Below are 16,229 nucleotides of genomic sequence, written 5' to 3' on the forward strand. Positions count from 1 at the left end.
GGGCCCTTGCCCTAACCCGTAGGCTTCCGGTACCGCGCGTCGCCGGAGGGGCCAAAGGCAGGCGGGCGCGCACACGGGCGGTACTCGCGGAGGATTCGGCAATGGCACAGGACATCATCCCGATCGAGCTCGGGCTGCCGCAGGGCGACGTGGTCACCCTCTGGGCCCCGCGGTGGCGGGAGGACGGCGAGGAGTGGGAAGCGTTCCTCGGCGACGAGGACGACCTGTACGCCTTCCCGGACGCCGCGCACCTGGCCGCCTTCGTGCGCACAGCCGAGCAGCACGACCTGCTCGACCACCCGGCGTGGGACGCGGTGCCCGCGCTGAACGTGCCAGAGCTGATCCCGGACGACGACCACTCCTACGACCTCGTCGGCGTGCCCGAACTGGTCGCCGAGGAGCCGGACTCGTGGACGATCGGCGAACTGGCCGAGATCGTCGGCATCGTCCGTTCGCTCGCCGACGTGTGCGAGCTGGACGAGGTGCACGAGGTGCTCGACGCCTACGAGGGCTTCTCGCTGCTGGAGCAGGGCCGGCTGCCGTTCACCGGGCGCGAGGGCGAAGCGCTCTGGAACGACCTGTCGAAGGCCGTCTCCGAGAAGTGGGACATCGTGCTCGACGCGATCGACAACCTGGTGACAGTGCCGGACGTCGACGCCGCGGTGCTGGAGCAGACCGCCGAAGAGCTGGCCGCCTTCCACGAGGAGTCCGCCGAGGCGGAAGCCGGCGAAGAGGACGGCGGGCCGGAAGACCTCGAAGCGGTCGACGCCGAAGACGAGGACGCCGAGGACGAGCCGGTCGGTTTCTGGGGCGAGGTCGGCATCGACCCGATCAAGATCGTCACCTCCGGCGCGGAGTACTACACGCTGCGCTGCTACCTCGACGACAAGCCGGTGTTCCTCGGCAACGACGGCGAGATCGACGTGTTCAGCTCGCCGAAGGCGCTGCTCAAGGCGATCAAGGCGGGCGACGAACTGGCCGACACCGACCTCGCCAGCGTGTCCACTTGGGACGAGGTGCGGGAGAAGGCGGCGGCCGACGAGCTTGAGGTCGAGGTCGACACCGACAACACCTACGTGTTCCCCGGCCTCGACGACGACATCGCCGAGGGCCCGGAGTCGATCGACCCGACTCAGCTGGAGCTGGCTGTCGAGCTGATCACCGACGCCGCCGAATGGGCGGGCGACGACACCGTCGAAACCGCGCTGGCGGCCAACGAAAGCCTGGGCTGGCTGGTGTCGTTCGTGCTGCGGCCGGACCCGAGCCGGCTCGAGCCGAGCGCTCCGTTCGACACCGAGCAGAGCGCGTGGCGCAAGCTGGTCGAGGACTTCGAGAACCGCCTCACGGTGGTCTGAACCTCTTAGCGGGCGTCGAACACGCTCTCGGCCGAGTCACCGGCGGAAAACATCTTCCAGGCGACGCCGGCGATCGCATCCGGATCCAGGGTGCGACCGCCGGCGTCGCCGTATTTTTCCGGCTGCCCGGCGACCATCCGGTGAATGTCGCCGCGTTCGATCAGGCCGCCGATGATGAGGCTGCCCGCGTACACGCCGGTCCCGGCTCGTGAGTGGCGATCCCGGTTAGAACCGGCATTGCCACTCACAAGCCCCCCTATTCCTCCCGGGCCTCTGCCCTCACCGGCACCACCCCTATTGCCAGCAACGGAAAAACCGCCGCCACGCAATACGCCAGCGCATACCGGCTGTCCCCGATCACCAAGCCCAGCAACGGCGGTGTCGCTGACGCCGCGATGTTCTGCGCAGTATTCTGCGTCCCCATCGCGCGCCCGGACCACGCGACACCCGCCAGCTCGGCCGACGCGGTGAAGCCAAGACCGTTGTCCGCCACCGTGATCACCGCTGCCAGCACCAACGCGGCCAACACCAGCCACAGCCCGGTCGCGTCCCCGACCGCGACCAGCAGCATCACGACGACGCTGGCGACAGCGAGCTGCCGCATCGGCCGCAACCGGCTGCCGACCCGGTCCGACCAATACCCCGACGCCAGCCGCCCGAGCGCACCGAGCACCTGGGCCACCGCGACGAACACCCCGGCCTGCGCGGCGGTCCATTGATGCTGCGACACCAGATACACCGGCGCGAAGGCGGACACCGCGAACTGCGGCACCACCAACAGCGCGCTCGCACCGTGCACTCGCCACAGCCACGGCTTGCGGTACGGCGACGGTGGCCGCTCCCCCTTCGCCGCGCGAGGCGGCCGCGGCGGGTCAACGACGAACGCCGCCACCAACAACGCCACGAAGACCGCCAGCACAGCCGGCAGCAGCATCGCCGCCTGGAATCCCCACTGCGCGGCCAGCGGCGGCAGCCCGAGCGCGGCCACGCCGACACCCAGCGGTTGCGCCGTCTGCCTGATCCCCATGGCGACGCCGCGCTCGGATTTGGCGAACCAGCCCATCACGACCCGGCCGCTCGCCGCGTTCACCGAAGCCGTGCACGCACCGGCTACGAGAAACACACCAAAGAGAAGGCTGACCGGGTGGTGCCACACGGCGGCGTACACGAGGAGTAACCCCGAAACGCCCAGGCCGAGGGCCATGATGAGGCGCTCGCCGTAACGGTCCGCAGCCGCGCCCCAGGCGATCAGCGTCAGCAGCAGGCCGATGCTCGGCGCCGCGACGACCGTTCCCGCCTGCGCCAGCGTCAGATGGTCGGCCTCGCGCATGGCGGGCACGAGAAACGGCAGCCCGTAAAGGAAGGAGCAGCTGGCGGTCTGCGCGGCGAGGCCGAGCGCGAGGATCAGCCACCGTCGTGAGCTGCCTTGTTGCCGCACCTGCTCCCCGGTCCCGACCTGCGCCATTCCGTCCACCGTCTCACTATTTGAGAAATATGTCTTACATAGTGAACGATAGTTGGCATAGCTAACGAACGCAACCGCCTTTCGGAACGGCCGCGTCCGGAGCCGGGATTCAGCCGAGCGCCGCGTATCCGGGTTTGACGACCTTCTCGATCAGCTCGAGCCGCTCGTCGAAATCGAGGAACGCGGATTTCATGGCGTTGATGGTGAACCAGCGGAAGTCGTCGAGACCGAAGCCGAACGTCTCGGCCAGCGCGGCGAATTCACTGGTCATCGTGCATCCGCTCATCAGCCGGTTGTCGGTGTTGACGGTGACGCGGAAGCGCAGCCGGGCGAGCAGTCCGATGGGATGCTCGGCCAGCGACGGCACGGTTCCGGTCTGGACATTCGACGAGGGGCAGATTTCGAGCGGGATGCGCCGATCCCGGACGTAGCCAGCCAACCGTCCAAGATGGACATTTCCGTCGGCGTCGGCGGTGATGTCCTCCACGATCCGCACGCCGTGTCCGAGCCGTTCCGCGCCGCAGTACTGGATTGCCTCGCCGATCGACGGAAGTCCGAACGCTTCGCCGGCATGAATAGTGAAGTGTGCATTGTTCCGGCGCAAATAGTCGAATGCGTCCAGATTACGGGTGGGCGGGAATCCGTCCTCCGGTCCGGCGATGTCGAATCCGGCCACGCCCGCGTCGCGGTAGCGCACCGCGAGTTCGGCGATCTCGAGCGCGCGGGCGTGCTGGCGCATGCCGCACAACAGGGTCCGCACCCGGATCCGGCCGCCGTTCGCGACTACCCTCCGCGTCCCCTCGGCGAAGCCTTCTTGGACAGCCTCGACCACTGCATCGAGTGACAGCCCGCGTTCCACGAACAGCTCGGGCGCGTACCGCAGCTCGGCGTAGACGACCCCGTCCGCGGCCAGGTCTTCCACCGCTTCGGCGGCAACCCTGACCAGCGCTTCCTCCGTTTGCATGACACCACACGTATGGGCGAACGTTTCGAGGTACGACACGAGAGAACCGGAGTCGGCCGCGGCGCGGAACCAGCGGCCGAGTTCCGCCGGATCCGTCGCCGGAAGTTCCCGGTAGCCGAGATCCTCGGCGAGTTCGGCGACGGTGGCCGGGCGCAGGCCGCCGTCGAGGTGATCGTGGAGCAGGACCTTGGGGGCACGGCGCAGGATCTCCGCGCTCAGCGGGGTTACGTCCGACATGCTCCAACGGTAGCCTCGCTGTCATTCCCCTACCTGGCCGTAACCGAGAGCACCGGAACAACCCTCTGCTCAGCACTGTGCGCAAGGAATCGGCCATCCGGGTGGCCCGGTCGTTATCCGCGTTCCCCGGGGGCCATACGCACAGCAATTTTCTTCATCGATAAGCTCGGGTCAGTCCCTTCCATTTTCCCCGCCGACGAAGGACACCGCAGTGACCACTGACAACCACATTGCCGCACCGTCGTTCGACCGGATGCGCAACATGCTGGTGCGCGCGGCCGAGGTTCGTGAGAGCGAGCAGCAGCAGATCTTCGACGCGCTCGACGACATCTACGCCCGGCTCGCGCCGGTCGACTCCCTCGGCGCGGTGCGCAAGCGGCTGTCGGAAATGCCGGACCGGACCGAGGTCGGGGTGCTGGCGGAGCGCCTCGACGAGGCGATGACGCGGCTGGAGTCCCAGGACAACGCGATCGCCGCGCTCACGCACGCGGTGGAGAGCATCGTCGACAAGCTGGCGAAGCCCTTCGCCCAGCTCGACGGACGCCTCGACGGCGTGGCGGCGCGGTTCGAGGGCGTCGCGGGCCGGATGGACGGGCTCGAGGACAAGCTGCAGAACATCCACCGCCGGCTCGACGAGCTGGGCGGGCACCTGGACAAGCAGGACGCGAAGCTCGAGTCGCTGCCGCAGGCCACGCAGGGCCCGATCCGCGACCGGATCGAGATGGCCGAGGCGTCGCTGCGCGAGCGGATCGAGACGACGGACCAGGAACTGCGCTCGCGCGTGGACGAACTGGACCGCGCAACGAAGGAACGCATCGCCACCGCGACCGACGCGCTGAAGAGCACGGTCTCCGACACCGGCGAGATGATCGACCCGGCCGCGCGCCTCGACTCGGTGGGCACGAAGCTCGAGACGATCACCCAGCGTCTCGACGACCTGTCCGGCCGTATCGACAAGGTCGAAGACGACGTCACCGGCCGCATCGGCGACCTGGACGGCTCGGTGCGCAGCGGCCTGTCGAAGGTCGAAAGCACGCTGTCGAAGCAGCCGGACACCGACTCGGTGGACTCGCTGGTGCGCCGCAGCAACGACGAATCCGTGCGCCGCATCGGCGGCCAGCTGGACGAAGCGATGGCGACGTTCGCGGAACTGATGCTGGGCGGCGGACCGGCCGTGCAGCAGATCGCCCCGCCGCCGCCGGCTCCGCGGCAGCCGCGCCGCGCCAGCTCGCGCAACGGCCGCTCGCCGAAGGCCGCCGACGCCAAGGCCAAGGCCGGTGGCGACGCCGACGAGTCGACTGACTGACAGCCCCGCTAGACCCAGCCCTCGTGAGTGGCAATCCCGGTTCTAACCGGGATTGCCACTCACGAGGGCTTTATGGTGTCCAGCACGATCCCAGTCGCAGCAGGAGCCTCCGCCCCCACCGCGAACCCGCCCTCCAGCGCAGCAAGGGCCGCCGGGATCGCCTCCGGAGTGTCCGTGTGCAGTTCCAGCAACGGCTCCCCCGCCACCACCGGATCACCCGGCTTCGCGTGGCACAGAATCCCCGCCGCAGCCTGCACCGGATCTTCCTTCCGCGCCCGACCGGCCCCGAGCCGCCAAGCCGCGACACCCACTGCGTAGGCGTCCAGCGACGTCAGCACTCCCGACTCCGGTGCGGCGACAACGTGCACGTGCGCCGGACGCGGCAGCTCGGCCGACGGGTCTCCGTCCTGCGCAGTGATCATCCGGGCCCACACCTCGTAAGCCTCGCCAGACGCCAGCACCTCAGCCGGATCCACGGAAATCCCCGCCAAAGCAAGCATTTCCCGAGCCAGCGCCACAGTCAGCGAGACAACATCAGCCGGACCACCACCGCGAAGGACCTCGGCCGCCTCGGCGACCTCCACCGCATTCCCGACCGCCCGTCCGAGCGGCGTGCTCATGTCGGTGATCAACGCAGTGCAAGCAACGCCGTGCGCCGTCCCGATGTCCACGAGCGTCCGCGCCAGAAGCTGCGCCTCGGGCACGGTCTTCATGAAGGCCCCGGAGCCAGCCTTCACGTCCAGCACCAGCCCCGAAGCGCCCTCGGCGATCTTCTTGCTCATAATCGAGCTGGCGATCAACGGCACCGACTCGACCGTCGACGTGACATCCCGCAGCGCGTACAGCTTCTTGTCCGCCGGAGCCAACCCCTCGGTCGCCGCGCAGACCACCGCGCCGACTGAGTTCAGCTGCGCCGCGATCTCGTCCAAAGACAAAGCCGCGCGCCAGCCCGGGATCGACTCCAGTTTGTCCAGCGTCCCGCCGGTGTGACCGAGCCCGCGACCGGACAGCTGCGGCACCGCGGCACCGCACGCCGCGACCAGCGGAGCCAGCGGCAAGGTGATCTTGTCGCCGACTCCGCCGGTCGAGTGCTTGTCCACGGTCGGGCGCGCGACGTCCAGCGACAGCCGCGAACCCGAGTCGATCATCGCGCCGGTCCAGCGCGCGATTTCGCCCTCGTCCATGCCACGCAAGAAAATCGCCATGGCCAGCGCGGCCATCTGCTCTTCCGCGACAGCCCCGTGAGTGTAGGCGTCGACGACCCAGTCGATCTGTTCGTCGCTCAGCCGTCCGCCGTCCCGCTTGGCGCGGATGACATCGACCGCAGTGAAAGTCACGGCAAGTCCTCCGGCCCGAACGCGTCCGGCAGCACCTCCGACATCGGCAGCACCCCGCGCGGAGTGTCGACCAGGCAAGAAGAACCGCCGAGTTCAAACAGAATCTGCCGACAACGGCCGCACGGCATCAGCAGTTCGCCTTCGCCGCTACGGCAAGCCACCGCGACCAAACGGCCACCGCCGGACAGTCGCAATTGTCCGGCCATTGTGCACTCAGCGCACAAACCCAAGCCGTACGAAGCGTTTTCGACGTTGCACCCGGTCACCTGCCGACCATCGTCCACAATGGCCGCGACGCCGACGTGCAGTCCCGAATAAGGCGCGTAAGCGTGCGCAGCAGCCGAGACCGCAGCCGCGCGCAAAGCTTCCCAGTCCACTTCGGACATCAGTCGCCCTCACCTCGCCGGTACTGCGCACCGTCTGCCTTAGGCGGCCGAAGTCGTTGCGACGCAACAGCTAGCACGATCAGCGTCACGAAGTGTGCGGTGTACGGGATCAAGTCGCTCGGCAGCGTGTTATTGGTCCAGTAAATCGCGTACAGGATGCCAGCGCCGACCACGCCGAGCGCGGCCGCGAGCCAGCGCTTCCGGATCAGCTGCACGATCACGATGATCGCCAGCAGAATCACCGCGCCGTACAGCAACGCCAGCACCGCGTCGCCGCCACCGGCGAGCTGCAGACCGTCGGAGTACCCGAACAGCGCGGCACCGCCAAGGAGCCCGCCCGGCCGCCAGTTGCCGAAAATCATCGCGGCCAGACCGATGTAACCGCGGCCGTTGGTCTGGTTCTCCAGGTAGTCCGCGCCGCCCTTGAGCAGCACCAGCGACGCGCCACCCATGCCCGCGAAACCACCGGAAATCAGCACGCCGACGTACTTGTAGCGGTACACGTTCACACCGAGCGACTCCGCCGCGACCGGGTTCTCGCCGCACGAACGCAGCCGCAGGCCGAACCGCGTGCGCCAGAGAATCCAGTAGCTCACCGGGATCAGCACGATCGCGAGCATGGTCAGCGGCGCGACGCCGGTCACCAGCCCGCGCAGAATGCCCGCGACGTCAGACAGCCCGACGCGCTGCTGGTTTTCCAGCGAGCCCAGCCAGTCCGACAGCCCGGCCGCCGAGTAGGTGTCGAACTTCGGCACCGGCGGCGACTGACGCGGATTTCCCGACAGCGGCTCGAAAATCAGGTTAGCCAGATACTTCGCGACGCCTAGCCCGAGAAGGTTGATCGCCACACCGGAGACGATGTGGTTGACGTTGAACGTCACCGTCGCCACCGCGTGCAGCAGGCCGCCCAGCGCGCCGAACGCGATCGCGGCGAGCAGACCGACCCACGCGCCGCCGTAATACGCGCCCCAGGCCGCGCCCCAGGTGCCGAGGATCATCATGCCTTCGAGGCCGATGTTGATCACGCCCACGCGCTCGGCCCACAGGCCGCCCAGCGCACACAGCAGGATCGGCAGCGCGAGCCGCAGTGCGGTCGACGCGGTGTTGCTGGACGTCAGCGCCGAAACGCCGGTGGCGTACGACGCGGTGGACATGACCGCGATCGCGACCACGGCCCAGATCACGCCGCGCAGCCAGCCGGGGATCCTCGGCCGCTTGCGCTTGACCGGCACCGGCATCCCGGACTCCGGTCCTGGCCTCGACAGTTCTGTGGTGGTCACACCGCACCGCCTTCCGCGACCGAGGCGCCCTTGCGGCCGTTGCCGGCGAGCGCCCTGCCCACCCTTCGCTGTTCCGCGGCGAGGTCGGCCCGGCGCACGATCTCGTACGCCACGACGACCGAGAGCACGATGACGCCCTGCATGATCGTCGCGATTTCCTTGGACACGTTGATCTGCTCCAGCGACACCGCGGAGGTGTCCAGGAACGCCCACAGCAGCGCGCCGAACGCGATGCCGCCGGGATGGTTACGCCCGAGCAGTGCGACCGCGATGCCGGTGAAGCCGTACATCTGGGTCGCGGTGATGCCGTAGCTGTAGTCGCGGCCGAGCAGTTCCGGCATAGCGACCAGACCGGCTACCGCGCCGGACAGCAGCATCGCGATGAGCGTCATCTTCTTCGCGCTCACCCCACCGGCCGCGGCGGCCGTCGCGGACTCGCCGCTGGCCTTCAGTTCAAAGCCGAACCTGGTGCGGTTCAACATGAACCAGTACGCGCCGCCGATCACGATCGCGATGAACACGAACCCGAACAGCGTGCCCGAGCCGAGCGGGATGCCCGGGATCCGGCCGGACGGCGCGATCACCCTGGTCCCGATGTTGTTGCCGGTCTGCACGCCGAACTGGTTGGCGTTGATGAGGAACGCGATGATGCCGGCGACGATCGAGTTCAGCATGATCGTCGAGATGACCTCGCTGACGCCGCGGGTCACCTTGAGCACAGCCGGAATCGTCGCGTACAGCGCGCCGGAAACGATGGCCACCAGCAGGATCACGATGGTGTGGATGACCGGCGGCAGCTGCAGCGCGCCGCCGACGATCGCGGCGATCACCGCGGCGAACCGGTACTGGCCCTCGACGCCGATGTTGAACAGGTTCATCTGGAACCCGATCGCCACGGCCAGGCCGGACAGGTAGTACACCGTCGCGAGGTTCACCGTGTCGACCGCGGTCGAACCCTTGAACAGCTGGCCGATCATCGTCCCGTACGCCTGCAACGGGTCGGCACCGGAGATGACGAGCGCGATCGCGGACAGGATCACTGCGAACGCGATCGCGAGCAGAGGCGGCAAAAGCCGCGTGCGCCACGAACTCATGAGTCTTCACCTTCTTCGGCGCCGGTCATGGCGGAACCGAGTTCCTGCGGAGTAACGGTGGCGGGGTTGGCCTCGCTCACGAGCCGCCCGCGCAGCATCACGCGAATGGTGTCGGACAACCCGATCAGCTCGTCGAGGTCCGCCGAAATCAGCAGCACGGCAAGCCCGTCGGCACGTGCCTGACGGATCTGCTCCCAGATCAATGCCTGCGCGCCGACGTCGACACCGCGCGTCGGGTGCGATGCGATCAGCAGCACCGGGTTCCCGGACAGCTCTCGGCCGACGATCAGCTTCTGCTGGTTCCCGCCGGACAGCGCGGCGGCCGGGACGTCGATGCCGGGCGTGCGGACGTCGTACTCGCGCACGATCCGCTCGGTGTCCTCGCGCGCGCCCGCGATGTTGAGCAACTGCCCGCCGGACACCGGTTCGCGCGTCTGGTAGCCGAGAATCCGGTTGACCCACAACGGTTGCGTGAGCAGCAGGCTGTGCCGCGTGCGGTCCTCGGCGATGTAGCCGATGCCTGCCTCGCGCCGCGCCAGCGTGCCCAGCTTGACCAGATCGTGCGTCTCGCCGTCCGGCGGAGTCAGCTCGATATGGCCGCCGCTCGCCTTGCGCATCCCCATGATCGTCTCGACCAGTTCGGTCTGGCCGTTGCCCTCGACGCCCGCGATGCCGAGCACCTCGCCCGCGTGCACGGTGAAGGAGATGTCGTCCAGCACGTTGCGCTCAGACCCTTCGGCGGACAGCCGCAGGTCGCGCACGTGCAGGACCTCGCGGTCGGTCACCGTCGACTCGCGCGTCTCCGGGCTCGGCAGCTCCGAACCGACCATCATCTCGGCCAGCTCGCGGCTGGTGATCTTCTTCGGGTCCGCGGTGCCGACCGTGGTGCCGCGCCGGATCACGGTGACCGTGTCGGCGATCGCGCGCACCTCGTCGAGCTTGTGCGAGATGAAGAGGAACGTGTAGCCGTCGGCCTGCATCTCGCGGACGGTGGCGAACAGCGCGTCCACTTCCTGCGGCACGAGCACGGCGGTCGGCTCGTCGAGGATGATGATTTTCGCGCCGCGGTAAAGGACTTTGACGATCTCGACGCGCTGGCGGTCGGCGACGCCGAGTTCCTCCAGCAGCGCGTCCGGCTTCGCGTGCAGCCCGGTCCGCTTCGACAGCTCCTGCAGCCGCGCCCGCGCCGCGCGGCCGATGCCGTGCAGCGCCTCGCCGCCGAGGAACACGTTTTCCGCGACGGTCAGGTTGTCGGCGAGCATGAAGTGCTGGTGCACCATGCCGATCCCGGCGCGGATGGCGTCCTGCGGGTTGCGCAGTCTCACCTCGGCGCCGTTGATGGCGATGCTGCCCTCGTCGGGCTGCTGCATCCCGTACAGGATCTTCATCAGCGTCGACTTGCCCGCGCCGTTCTCGCCGCACAGCGCGTGCACCTCGCCCGCCGCGACGGTGAGGTTGACGTCGGAGTTCGCGACGACGCCGGGGAACCGCTTGGTGATCCCGGTCAGCTGGACGGCCGGCACGCCCCGGTCGGGGACGGCGTCGGCCTCGATCTCGGTCATCGGAGGGGACATCCCGTTCTGTCGAAACGCGTGAGGGCCCGGAAGGAAGATCCTTCCGAGCCCTGCCGCGTCGTGAGCGTTACTTGGCCGGCTTGTCCGAAACCTTGATGGCGCCGGAAATGATCTGGGCCTTGTACCCGTCGAGCACGTCCTTGATGTCGTCGACCTTGCCACCGGAGGTGGAGTAGCCGACGCCGTCGGACTTGAGGTCGAAGCGCTTCGGCACCGTGCTCAGGTCGCCCTTCGCGACGGCCTGCAGGTACTCGAACACCGCGACGTCGACGCGCTTGATCATCGAGGTGATGATGATGTCCTTGTCGGCGGCGACCGTCTTCTGGTTGTACTGGTCGGAGTCGACGCCGATGGCCAGCGCGTTGTTCTGCTTCGCCGCGTCGAACACGCCCTTACCGGAGGCGCCGGCGGCGTGGTAGACGACGTCCGCGCCGCGGGAGATCTCGGCGGCGGCCTTCGCGTTGCCCTTCGGCGGGTCCTGGAAACCGGAGAAGTCGCCGGCAGGCGTCAGGTACTCGTCCTCGACCTTGATCTTGCTCGAAACGGCATGCGCGCCCTGCAGGAAGCCCGCCTCGAACTTCTGGATGAGCGGGGTGTTCACGCCGCCGACGAAGCCGACGTGGCACTTCTTGCTCTTGTACGCGGCGGCGACGCCGGCCAGGAACGAGCCCTGCTCCTCGGCGAAGACCAGCGGCGTGACGTTCGGCAGGGTGATCGAGTCGTCGTCGACGATCGCGAACTTGGTGTTCGGATACTTGGTGGCAACGGCCTTGACCGACGGCGCGTACGCGAACCCGACCGCGACGATCGGGTTCATGCCCGACTGCGCCATCTGCTCGAGCCGCTGCTGCTTGGCGGCTTCGCTCTCGCTCGCGCTCGCGGTGCTCTCGTTGACGGTCGGGACGCCCAGGTCGGACTTCGCCCGGTCGGTGCCCGCGGCGGCCGCGTCGTTGAAGGAAGCGTCACCGCGACCGCCGACGTCGAAGGCCAGCCCGACCTTGAGCTTGCTGCCGTCGACCTTGCCCGAGGCGGCGCTGCTGCTCGTAGCGGCGGCCGGAGCGGCGGGCGGCTTCGGGGCGGTGATGCAGTTCGAGCCCGCATTGCCGTCCGAACCGGACGCGTTGTTATTGCTTCCCCCGGTGTCCTTCGCGCACCCGGCCAGTGCAAGCACCCCAGCCATGGTCGCGGCGGCCAGCGCGGTTCCACGCATGCGACGCAACGTGTGTCTCCCTCCCCGCTGATCCAGCGGACGATCCAGGAACGGCCCGGTCACGGTCGCCCGGGCTCAACTGGCAGACCGTACCCAACCGCCGGGTAACCGCCATAGGAACGGCACGCTACGTAACACAAACGTTTACTCGGAGGCTCGATCCGCGACCATTCCGGCGCCGACCGTGATCAAGAGCCGCCGCCCCGCCCGCCGCGATCACTCACCGTGGCACCGCTTCCGCCCGGGAACGGTCCGTGAAGGACTCCTTGAGGGAATCTAAGTCCCTCAAGGAGTCCTTCACGGCCAGCTCAGACGTGCTCCAGACCACACGTCCGAGTGGTCTGCCGTGGTCACGGTGTCTGGTCCATCACAGAGAGGAACCCGGAGGTGAGCCGCGCGTATGGGTCGGGTCTAGCATCCATGCATCCACGCTCGATGGCCCCTGATCTCGGCACCGTCGCCGGAGTTGTCCCCAGTGGACCGACCCCGGCCGCGGGTGCGGACCTCACCGGTCACCCGGGCACGACAGTCATGACGTTGGAGGCCGTTCACCGATGTCCACCACGGCGAGCACTGCCACCGAAACCGGGGCAGGAGCTAGCGATCGGGCGGGTGCCTCACGCCGGCAGGGAACTTTCTACCGGGGCGACCCCGGCATGTGGTCCTGGGTGCTGCACCGCATCACCGGCGTGCTGACCTTTTTCTTCCTGTTCGTGCACGTGCTCGACACCGCGCTCGTGCGCGTGTCGCCGAACACCTACGACCAGGTCATCGAGACGTACAAGACGCCGATCGTGAACCTGCTCGAGGTCGGCCTTGTCGGCGCGGTGCTGTTCCACGCGCTCAACGGGCTGCGCGTCCTGCTGGTCGACTTCTGGGCCAAGGGCCCGAAGTACCAGAAGACGATGCTCTGGGTCATCGGCGTCGTGTGGGTGGTCGTGATGGTTCCGGGTGCGTTCTTCATGCTGAAGCGCACCGTCGAGACGCTTTTCGGGGGTGCCTGATCCCATGGCCGACGCTCTGATCCTCGACAAGCCGCGCTCGCCGCGGCGCCCGTCCGCCCGGCGCAGCAACTTCGAGCTTTACAGCTGGCTGTTCATGCGCATCTCCGGGCTCGCGCTGATCATCCTGGTGCTGGGCCACCTGTTCATCATGAACATCCTCGACGGCGGCGTGCACCGCATCAACTGGGGCTTCGTCGCCGGCCGCTGGGCCTCGCCGTTCTGGCAGTTCTGGGACCTGGCGATGCTGTGGCTCGCCGAGATCCACGGCGGCAACGGCCTGCGCACGATCATCGACGACTACGCGCGCAAGGACTCCACCCGGTTCTGGCTGAAGATCCTGCTCTACGTCTCGATGGCGCTCATCCTGGCCGTCGGCACGATGGTGATCTTCACGTTCGACCCCGAGATGCCTGCCTCCTGAGGCGCACCCACCACTAGCTAGCGGAGTCTTTCCCTATGCAGTTCCACAAGTACGACGTGGTGATCGTCGGCGCGGGCGGCGCCGGCATGCGCGCGGCCATCGAGTCCGGCCAGCGCGCCCGCACCGCGGTCCTCACCAAGCTGTACCCGACCCGGTCCCACACCGGCGCGGCCCAGGGCGGCATGTGCGCCGCGCTGGCGAACGTCGAAGAGGACAACTGGGAGTGGCACACCTTCGACACCGTCAAGGGCGGTGACTACCTGGTCGACCAGGACGCCGCGGAGATCATGGCCAAGGAGGCCATCGATGCCGTCCTCGACCTGGAGAAGATGGGCCTTCCGTTCAACCGGACGCCCGAGGGCAAGATCGACCAGCGCCGGTTCGGCGGGCACACCCGCGACCACGGCAAGGCCGCGGTGCGCCGCGCCTGCTACGCCGCGGACCGCACCGGGCACATGATTCTCCAGACGCTGTACCAAAACTGCGTCAAGCACGGCACCGAGTTCTTCAACGAGTTCTACGTGCTCGACCTGGTCCTGTCCGAGGGCGAGGACGGCAACCCGATCGCCACCGGCGTGGTCGCCTACGAGCTGGCCACCGGCGAACTGCACGTGTTCCAGGCGAAGTCGATCGTGTTCGCCACCGGCGGCGCCGGCAAGATCTTCAAGACCACGTCGAACGCGCACACCCTCACCGGCGACGGCCTCGGCATCATCTTCCGCAAGGGCCTTCCGCTGGAGGACATGGAGTTCTTCCAGTTCCACCCGACCGGCCTCGCCGGCCTCGGCATCCTGATCTCCGAAGCGGTGCGCGGCGAGGGCGGCATCCTCCGCAACTCCGAGGGCGAGCGCTTCATGGAGCGCTACGCCCCCACCATCAAGGACCTCGCGCCGCGCGACATCGTCGCCCGGTCGATGGTCCAGGAGGTGCTGCAGGGCCGCGGCTGCGGGCCGAACAAGGACTACGTCGTCCTCGACGTGACCCACCTTCCGGTCGAGGTCCTCGAGACCAAGCTGCCGGACATCACCGAGTTCTCCCGCACCTACCTGGGCGTCGACCCGGTCAAGGAGCCGGTGCCGGTGTTCCCGACGTGCCACTACGTCATGGGCGGCATCCCGACGAACATCCACGGCGAGGCGCTGCGCGACAACGAGCACGTCATCCCGGGCCTGTACGCCGCGGGCGAGGTCGCCTGCGTGTCGGTGCACGGTTCGAACCGGCTGGGCACGAACTCGCTGCTGGACATCAATGTCTTCGGCCGCCGCGCGGGCATCGCCGCCGCGGAGTACGCGCTGGCGCACGAGCACGTCGAGCTTCCGGAGAGCCCGACCACCCTGGTCGAGGAACAGCTGGAGCTGCTGCTGTCGGAGCACGGCGACGAGCGCGTCGCCGACATCCGCAAGGAAATGCAGCAGACGATGGACTCGCACGCTTCGGTGTACCGCACCGAGGACACGCTGAAGCAGGCGCTGACCGACATCCAGGCGCTCAAGGCGCGGTACTCGCGGATCACCGTGGCGGACAAGGGCAAGCGGTACAACACCGACCTGCTCGAGGCCGTCGAACTCGGCTTCCTGCTGGAGCTGGCCGAGGTACTGGTCGTCGGCGCGATCGCGCGCAAGGAGTCCCGCGGCGGCCACGCCCGCGAGGACTACCCGAACCGCGACGACACGAACTTCATGCGGCACACCATGGCCTACAAGCAGGGCGAGGGGCTGTCGTCCGACATCCGGCTCGACTACAAGCCGGTCACCTTCACCCGCTACGAACCGATGGAGCGGAAGTACTGATGACGACGGCCACCCCAGAGGCGCCCTCCTCCAAGGCGTCCGACGAGCACACGCCGATCCAGGTCACGCTGAAGATCCTGCGGTTCAACCCCGAGGTCGACTCCGAGCCGCACTGGGAGTCCTACGACGTCCCGGCGCAGCCGACCGACCGCGTGCTGAACCTGCTGTTCTATGTGAAGGACTACATCGACGGCACGTTCTCCTTCCGCCGCTCGTGCGCGCACGGCGTGTGCGGTTCGGACGCGATGCAGATCAACGGGATCAACCGGCTGGCCTGCAAGGTGCTGCTGAAGGACCTGCTGGAGAAGAACGGCAAGAAGACCGAGATCACCATCGCCCCGATCAAGGGCCTGACGACGTTGAAGGACCTCTACGTCGACATGGACCCGTTCTTCGAGGCGTACCGGGCGATCAAGCCGTACCTGATCACCTACGGCAACGAGCCGACCCGCGAGCGGATCCAGTCCCAGGCCGACCGCAACCGGTTCGACGACACCACCAAGTGCATCCTGTGCGCCTGCTGCACGTCGTCCTGCCCGGTCTACTGGAACGACGGCTCGTACTTCGGCCCGGCGGCGATCGTCAACGCCCACCGCTTCATCTTCGACTCCCGCGACGAGGGCGCCGAAGAGCGGCTGGACATCCTGAACGACGGCGAGGGCGTGTGGCGCTGCCGCACGACGTTCAACTGCACCGACGCCTGCCCGCGCGGCATCCAGGTGACCAAAGCCATCCAGGAAGTAAAACGCGCCCTCCTCTTCAAGCGCGTCTGATCTTTTAGCGTTCCGTGAGGGGAACCCTGAGGG

The 16,229-nt window shown here is 67.8% G+C and carries 15 protein-coding genes; 6 read left to right on the plus strand and 9 right to left on the minus strand.

From position 1 onward, the window contains the following. Window positions 1-101: 101 nt before the first annotated feature. The gene (locus D0D37_RS17650) at window positions 102-1,355 is read left to right on the plus strand and encodes a primosomal protein (protein WP_116201645.1); all 1,254 of its coding nucleotides are present in this window, start codon (window positions 102-104) and stop codon (window positions 1,353-1,355) included. Window positions 1,356-1,360: 5 nt separating this feature from the next. Here D0D37_RS17650 and D0D37_RS17655 read toward each other — a convergent pair whose 3' ends face one another. The 3 genes from D0D37_RS17655 to D0D37_RS17665 form a co-directional block, all read right to left on the minus strand. Next, window positions 1,361-1,549 (minus strand): hypothetical protein, encoded by a 189-nt coding sequence (locus D0D37_RS17655; RefSeq protein ID WP_208720010.1) that lies wholly within the window; start codon window positions 1,547-1,549, stop codon window positions 1,361-1,363. Window positions 1,550-1,611: 62 nt separating this feature from the next. Beyond that, window positions 1,612-2,820: an MFS transporter gene (locus D0D37_RS17660; RefSeq protein WP_116201646.1), complete on the minus strand. Its 1,209-nt coding sequence runs from the start codon at window positions 2,818-2,820 to the stop codon at window positions 1,612-1,614. Between the two features lie 109 nt (window positions 2,821-2,929). Next, window positions 2,930-4,021 (minus strand): adenosine deaminase, encoded by a 1,092-nt coding sequence (locus tag D0D37_RS17665; RefSeq protein ID WP_116201647.1) that lies wholly within the window; start codon window positions 4,019-4,021, stop codon window positions 2,930-2,932. 211 nt (window positions 4,022-4,232) lie between these two features. Between D0D37_RS17665 and D0D37_RS17670 the strand changes: the two genes are divergently transcribed. Continuing rightward, entirely contained in the window at window positions 4,233-5,327 is a 1,095-nt protein-coding gene (locus D0D37_RS17670) for a PA containing protein (RefSeq protein WP_116201648.1), read from the plus strand. A gap of 59 nt (window positions 5,328-5,386) precedes the next feature. Here the strand turns inward: D0D37_RS17670 and D0D37_RS17675 are convergent, their stop codons facing one another. The 6 genes from D0D37_RS17675 to D0D37_RS17700 form a co-directional block, all read right to left on the minus strand. Continuing rightward, window positions 5,387-6,664, minus strand: coding sequence for a thymidine phosphorylase (locus D0D37_RS17675; RefSeq protein WP_116201649.1), 1,278 nt, complete (start codon window positions 6,662-6,664; stop codon window positions 5,387-5,389). Continuing rightward, window positions 6,661-7,050: a cytidine deaminase gene (locus D0D37_RS17680; RefSeq protein WP_116201650.1), complete on the minus strand. Its 390-nt coding sequence runs from the start codon at window positions 7,048-7,050 to the stop codon at window positions 6,661-6,663. The genes D0D37_RS17675 and D0D37_RS17680 overlap by 4 nt, the downstream gene beginning before the upstream one ends. Then, on the minus strand, window positions 7,050-8,288 hold the full coding sequence (locus tag D0D37_RS17685) for an ABC transporter permease (RefSeq protein ID WP_116201651.1): 1,239 nt from the start codon (window positions 8,286-8,288) through the stop codon (window positions 7,050-7,052). The genes D0D37_RS17680 and D0D37_RS17685 overlap by 1 nt, the downstream gene beginning before the upstream one ends. Window positions 8,289-8,326: 38 nt before the next feature. After that, window positions 8,327-9,424, minus strand: coding sequence for an ABC transporter permease (locus D0D37_RS17690; protein WP_116201652.1), 1,098 nt, complete (start codon window positions 9,422-9,424; stop codon window positions 8,327-8,329). After that, window positions 9,421-10,986, minus strand: coding sequence for an ABC transporter ATP-binding protein (locus tag D0D37_RS17695; RefSeq protein ID WP_116201653.1), 1,566 nt, complete (start codon window positions 10,984-10,986; stop codon window positions 9,421-9,423). The genes D0D37_RS17690 and D0D37_RS17695 overlap by 4 nt, the downstream gene beginning before the upstream one ends. Before the next feature lie 79 nt (window positions 10,987-11,065). Further along, window positions 11,066-12,208, minus strand: a complete 1,143-nt coding sequence (locus D0D37_RS17700; RefSeq protein ID WP_116201654.1) for a BMP family lipoprotein — start codon at window positions 12,206-12,208, stop codon at window positions 11,066-11,068. A gap of 554 nt (window positions 12,209-12,762) precedes the next feature. On the opposite strand from D0D37_RS17700, the gene sdhC reads away from it, so the two are divergent. Genes sdhC through D0D37_RS17720 form a run of 4 tightly spaced genes read left to right on the plus strand, consistent with a single transcriptional unit; the run spans window position 12,763 to window position 16,196 of the window. Beyond that, window positions 12,763-13,212, plus strand: a complete 450-nt coding sequence (sdhC, locus tag D0D37_RS17705; RefSeq protein WP_116201655.1) for a succinate dehydrogenase, cytochrome b556 subunit — start codon at window positions 12,763-12,765, stop codon at window positions 13,210-13,212. Window positions 13,213-13,216: 4 nt separating this feature from the next. Beyond that, window positions 13,217-13,633 carry a succinate dehydrogenase hydrophobic membrane anchor subunit gene (locus D0D37_RS17710; protein ID WP_037712346.1) on the plus strand — a complete coding sequence of 139 codons (417 nt, stop codon included), beginning with the start codon at window positions 13,217-13,219 and terminating at the stop codon, window positions 13,631-13,633. A 35-nt stretch (window positions 13,634-13,668) separates the two neighbouring features. Then, window positions 13,669-15,423: a succinate dehydrogenase flavoprotein subunit gene (sdhA, locus tag D0D37_RS17715; protein WP_116201656.1), complete on the plus strand. Its 1,755-nt coding sequence runs from the start codon at window positions 13,669-13,671 to the stop codon at window positions 15,421-15,423. Continuing rightward, the gene (locus D0D37_RS17720; protein WP_009072547.1) at window positions 15,423-16,196 is read left to right on the plus strand and encodes a succinate dehydrogenase iron-sulfur subunit; all 774 of its coding nucleotides are present in this window, start codon (window positions 15,423-15,425) and stop codon (window positions 16,194-16,196) included. The genes sdhA and D0D37_RS17720 overlap by 1 nt, the downstream gene beginning before the upstream one ends. The last annotated feature ends 33 nt before the right edge of the window (window positions 16,197-16,229 follow it).

The sequence above is a fragment of the Amycolatopsis circi genome (assembly GCF_003385235.1).
GTDB classification, from domain to species: domain Bacteria; phylum Actinomycetota; class Actinomycetes; order Mycobacteriales; family Pseudonocardiaceae; genus Amycolatopsis; species Amycolatopsis circi.

Bases quoted from the DNA above. Each gene is read 5' to 3' on its own strand.
- D0D37_RS17650 (WP_116201645.1), top strand. From the start codon at position 102: ATGGCACAGGACATCATCCCGATCGAGCTCGGGCTGCCGCAGGGCGAC.
- D0D37_RS17660 (WP_116201646.1), bottom strand. From the start codon at position 2,820: ATGGCGCAGGTCGGGACCGGGGAGCAGGTGCGGCAACAAGGCAGCTCA.
- D0D37_RS17665 (WP_116201647.1), bottom strand. From the start codon at position 4,021: ATGTCGGACGTAACCCCGCTGAGCGCGGAGATCCTGCGCCGTGCCCCC.
- D0D37_RS17680 (WP_116201650.1), bottom strand. From the start codon at position 7,050: ATGTCCGAAGTGGACTGGGAAGCTTTGCGCGCGGCTGCGGTCTCGGCT.
- D0D37_RS17685 (WP_116201651.1), bottom strand. From the start codon at position 8,288: ATGCCGGTGCCGGTCAAGCGCAAGCGGCCGAGGATCCCCGGCTGGCTG.
- D0D37_RS17690 (WP_116201652.1), bottom strand. From the start codon at position 9,424: ATGAGTTCGTGGCGCACGCGGCTTTTGCCGCCTCTGCTCGCGATCGCG.
- D0D37_RS17695 (WP_116201653.1), bottom strand. From the start codon at position 10,986: ATGACCGAGATCGAGGCCGACGCCGTCCCCGACCGGGGCGTGCCGGCC.
- D0D37_RS17700 (WP_116201654.1), bottom strand. From the start codon at position 12,208: ATGCGTGGAACCGCGCTGGCCGCCGCGACCATGGCTGGGGTGCTTGCA.
- sdhC (WP_116201655.1), top strand. From the start codon at position 12,763: ATGTCCACCACGGCGAGCACTGCCACCGAAACCGGGGCAGGAGCTAGC.
- D0D37_RS17710 (WP_037712346.1), top strand. From the start codon at position 13,217: ATGGCCGACGCTCTGATCCTCGACAAGCCGCGCTCGCCGCGGCGCCCG.
- sdhA (WP_116201656.1), top strand. From the start codon at position 13,669: ATGCAGTTCCACAAGTACGACGTGGTGATCGTCGGCGCGGGCGGCGCC.
- D0D37_RS17720 (WP_009072547.1), top strand. From the start codon at position 15,423: ATGACGACGGCCACCCCAGAGGCGCCCTCCTCCAAGGCGTCCGACGAG.